The organism is Leptospira vanthielii serovar Holland str. Waz Holland = ATCC 700522 (assembly GCF_000332455.1).
GTDB lineage: Bacteria > Spirochaetota > Leptospiria > Leptospirales > Leptospiraceae > Leptospira_A > Leptospira_A vanthielii.
In genome coordinates this window covers 1-2,915 of record NZ_AOGY02000023.1, presented here as the reverse complement: position 1 = coordinate 2,915, position 2,915 = coordinate 1, and the positions used below count along the sequence as shown (strand labels likewise).

Sequence of the window (2,915 nt, the reverse complement as noted above, 5' to 3'; positions counted from 1 at the left end):
CAATTTCGTATAACGAACTAGCTAACCAACGTAGGCTGGCCCTGAGCCTCTGGAGGAGGCGTTAGGGATTGGCACGAGGCTTGCGTAAGCAAGAGGAGTGACAAAAGCCTATGTGCCGAAGGCCAAGCGAGGGCGAAGTCCCGAAGTGAAGTGGTTAGCGGTAGTTAATTGCAGTTGGTTTTGTGTTGTATTTGCTAATAATACGAAGTGTTTGAAATCCCAGTGCGCAAATTTTCATTCTTATTCTTTGTCTTCAAAGCTCGATAATCGTTTTTGAACCATGCAAACCGTGACCAAAAAATAATAGGAAATGTAGCGAAATAAATCTCTTAATTCTTATTCTTTTCTTTAAAGCGCTTGAATCATTAACAAAGTAATTAAACCGATATAAAGATCTATTATTGAATTGAGCAAAGTTGGACTCTCACCTTTTAAGAAAAATTGCGCGCTGGATTTTTAGAATAGAATTAACCAATTGCAATTAACGAACTAGCCTTAACGACGTAGGCTGGCCCTGAGTCCCAACGGGACGTTAGGGACTGGAACGACACTTGCGAAAGCAAGGGGAGTGCCAGAAGCCTATGTGTCGCAGACCGAGCGAGGCCTCGTGCCGAAGCGAAGCGTTAAGGCGCGGTTATCTGCAGTTTTTCAATTAACTAAATTTTAATACGTTCTGAGAAACTAACTAGATTCGAATTACAAATCACAGAATTATCTCTAAACAAATATATTGAATTGTTAAATTTATAATCTTTTGATTCTTTAATATCATTTATGTTATTAAAATTTCCGCGTGCTACTTCAAGAAGGCTTTTAAACGTAGTTAGTTTAAGTCCCCAAAACCATTTTGTTTGGTATTTATTGATGTCAAGCCAAGTAAGAAATATTCTAGATTTCAAACTTGGTTGATCTTGAAATAATACACCAACATAGGTGTCAAAAGCAGGAGAGTCAGTGTCTACTTTTAAAGTAAATGTATTGAATTCAAAATATTCATTTTCAGATATTTTATTTATAGATAATAAAGAATCTCCAATAAAATCTAAGCCAATTTTTCCAAGCAATTCACAGTAGTGGCCGCATTTTATCAAGTTGAAAAGGTCTAAATTTTCATCTTTTTCTTTCCCTATTGTTGCTGGATCTTCGATTAGTAATTGGCTTTTTTTAATTTTATTTCTCTCATTTGCTATTACAATTAAAGAAATATATCCTTTCAATTTAATTGGAAGGTGATTTTGCGATATTTTAATAGTTTTAAATTGTTTTCTCCATAATTTAAATTTTTTGTCCGAGAAATTTATTATTTTGCGGCTTCCCTTCGCTTCAGCAATACAAATGTCTGATGGTGAGGTTGCTGCTATAAAATCTGGAGTATCTCCTTTTTTAATTCGTTCAATTTTAGTATTTCCAAATGAATTATGGAGTTGTTTTCCAATATACGTTCCTATATGAGATATGTAAGTTTTATTGAGTCTATAGTATAAGAAATATCTACATATCGTTTGTCCGATTACTCTTGATTGTTCTTTCCTAGAATCTTTAGATGAACCTGGTTGTGACAGTTGAAAAGTAAAATAATTTGTATTTCTTTTTAGGAATCGCAGGGCTGGAAAATCTTGATAGTCATAGAGAGATTTGTAACAATTAAATTCCTCTATATAGTACATTCTTGCTAATTTATCTAAATTTATTTTTATATCAGATATATAACTTAAAAATTTACCATTTACTGATAGTTTTTTTATTAAAGGGGTTTTAGGAAATTTATTAAACTTGATATCAATTATTCTATTTTTATTCATTTTTATACCGGTTTTTGAAAAATTGCAGATAACGAACTAGACTAACCGACGTAGGCTGGCCCTGAGTCCCGAATGGGACGTTAGGGACTGGAACGACACTTGCGGACGCAAGGGGAGTGCCAGAAGCCTATGTGGCGTAGCCCAAGCGAGGGCTTGTCCCGAAGCGAAGCGGTTAGTTGCTGTTATGCGAAGGTCAGCAGTTTAATTAATCCAGTTTTCTATTTTAAGTTCTTTAATTCTCTTAAATTCTTTTTCATTGTTCGTAACTATTATAATGTCATTGGCGATAGCTTGAGAAGCAATGAGTAAGTCATAGGGACCTATAATTTCTCCTTTCTTTTCTAATCTTGTTCTAATAGATCCAGCTATCGAAGCAGCTTCTGAGTCGAAAGGAATAATGTTTAGATAACCAAGAAATTCATTAAGAGTTTTTTGGTTTTGATCTGCTTTTTGACTTTTTTGAACACCATATTTTAATTCGAATTCAGTAATGGTTGAAATGAAAATATTATCTAAGCTAACTTTTTTAAATTTTTGATAAACGTTTTCAGGTTTTTTATTAATGATATAGATACAGGTATTTGTATCTAACAAATACTGACTCATATCGAATTTCTCTTATCAAAAGATTCTGGCTGATTTCTTTCAATTTGAAAGTCACCTGAAAAATCATTGAGTGACTTCCATAGTCTATCAACAGCATCATCGATTGGAGATATGATTACACAATTTCCGTCTTTTCTAATGTAGACTTCTTTTCCCTTGAATCTAAATTCTTTTGGGAGTCTTACCGCTTGACTATCACCGTTTTTGAATAATTTTGCGCGATTCATATATATTACATAGTATATATATATGTTGATTTGTCAATTCATAAAAATCAATATTTTCCTTAGTGTTACCCATGTCCTGAGGCATACATTGCTGACTGTCGCATAACGAACTAGGCTAACCGACGTAGGCTGGCCCTGAGTCCCAACGGGACGTTAGGGACTGGCACGTAGTTTGCGGATGCAAACGAGTGCCAGAAGCCTATGTGGCGCAGCCCAAGCGAGGGCTCGTCCCGAAGCGAAGCGTTTCCGCGCTGTTATCTGCTGTGCCCTATGCTAAGTT

At 35.1% G+C, this 2,915-nt stretch carries 3 protein-coding genes; all 3 read right to left on the bottom strand.

Translation table 11 applies throughout. The features are described 5' to 3' along the window. Window positions 1–656: 656 nt before the first annotated feature. The gene (locus tag LEP1GSC199_RS04215) at window positions 657–1,802 is read right to left on the bottom strand and encodes a hypothetical protein (protein ID WP_002978017.1); all 1,146 of its coding nucleotides are present in this window, start codon (window positions 1,800–1,802) and stop codon (window positions 657–659) included. A 201-nt stretch (window positions 1,803–2,003) separates the two neighbouring features. Continuing rightward, window positions 2,004–2,408 carry a type II toxin-antitoxin system tRNA(fMet)-specific endonuclease VapC gene (gene vapC / locus LEP1GSC199_RS04210; protein WP_002978015.1) on the bottom strand — a complete coding sequence of 135 codons (405 nt, stop codon included), beginning with the start codon at window positions 2,406–2,408 and terminating at the stop codon, window positions 2,004–2,006. After that, on the bottom strand, window positions 2,405–2,635 hold the full coding sequence (gene vapB, locus LEP1GSC199_RS04205; protein WP_002978019.1) for a type II toxin-antitoxin system antitoxin VapB: 231 nt from the start codon (window positions 2,633–2,635) through the stop codon (window positions 2,405–2,407). Before vapB ends, vapC begins: the two co-directional genes overlap by 4 nt. Window positions 2,636–2,915 lie beyond the last annotated feature (280 nt).

Excerpts from the sequence above, each read along its gene's own strand:
- LEP1GSC199_RS04215 (WP_002978017.1), bottom strand. The coding sequence starts at position 1,802 with ATGAATAAAAATAGAATAATTGATATCAAGTTTAATAAATTTCCTAAA.
- vapC (WP_002978015.1), bottom strand. The coding sequence starts at position 2,408 with ATGAGTCAGTATTTGTTAGATACAAATACCTGTATCTATATCATTAAT.
- vapB (WP_002978019.1), bottom strand. The coding sequence starts at position 2,635 with ATGAATCGCGCAAAATTATTCAAAAACGGTGATAGTCAAGCGGTAAGA.